The organism is Kytococcus schroeteri (genome assembly GCF_002847825.1).
In the GTDB taxonomy this organism is placed as follows: domain Bacteria; phylum Actinomycetota; class Actinomycetes; order Actinomycetales; family Dermatophilaceae; genus Kytococcus; species Kytococcus schroeteri.
Genome location: NZ_PKIZ01000041.1, coordinates 1 through 914, shown reverse-complemented (window position 1 = coordinate 914; position 914 = coordinate 1). Strand labels below are relative to the sequence as shown.

The window sequence follows — 914 nt, the reverse complement described above, 5'->3', positions numbered from 1 at the left end:
AGCGGCAGACGATTGCCTGAAGGCGTAGTTTTTGCTCCCGAACGCGCTATCGCTGACATCCAGGATGGCGAAGTCATGGTCGATGAGGTCATAATGCGTTAAGCAGAGCTGCTGGTGGTTCACATAATCCAGCACAGATTCATCACTAGGAGCTCCAGCTAGGGCGTGTCTCCTAATTGTGGGCCTGTGCTCGAGCATGATTGAGGTGTGTCACAACGGTCTAGATTTACGCAGTTCACGAATGCACAGTGGGAGCGAGTTGAACCACTTCTGCCAACGAATGAGGGCCGTAAAGGCCGCCCGTTTGGTGATAGCCGCCGCGTTGTAGAGGGCATCATCTACCGGTACCGCACCGGAATCCCGTGGCGAGATCTCCCCGACCGGTATGGTCCCTGGCAGACGGTGTGGAAGCGGCATCGCCGCTACGCAACCGACGGCACCTGGGACCGCGTATTCGCGCACATCCTCGCCGAGGCCGATGCAGTGGGCGACATTGACTGGAACGTGTCAATCGACGCGACGATCAACCGTGCTCATCAGCACGGTACGAACCTGCCGCGCCCTGATCAGGACACAGGGGGCTCTATCGAATTACAAGAATCTGCCGTTATGCGAGATTGAACCGGCAGGTCACGGGATCGGGAGATCACGCGGAGGGTTGAGCACGAAGGTACATTTTGCTGTCGAGGGGCATGGCCGGCCGCTGTCGATTGTGGTGACGGGCGGGCAACGCCATGATGGCGCGATGTTGCAGGAAGTCCTCGGCGATATTCGGGTCCCGAGAATTGGGTGCGGGCAGGCGCGGACGCGCCCTGATGCGTTGCTTGCTGATCGCGGGTACACGTCACGGGTGAACCGCGCGTATCTGCGTGAGCGCGGCATCGCCGCGGTGATTCCGGAGAAGTCTAATGAGA

Annotated in this window: 1 pseudogene; it reads left to right on the top strand. The window is 59.4% G+C overall.

Annotated features, from left to right (window positions below):
• Positions 1 to 207: 207 nt before the first annotated feature.
• Positions 208 to 914, top strand: a pseudogene (locus CYJ76_RS12970) (IS5 family transposase); the annotation flags it as partial.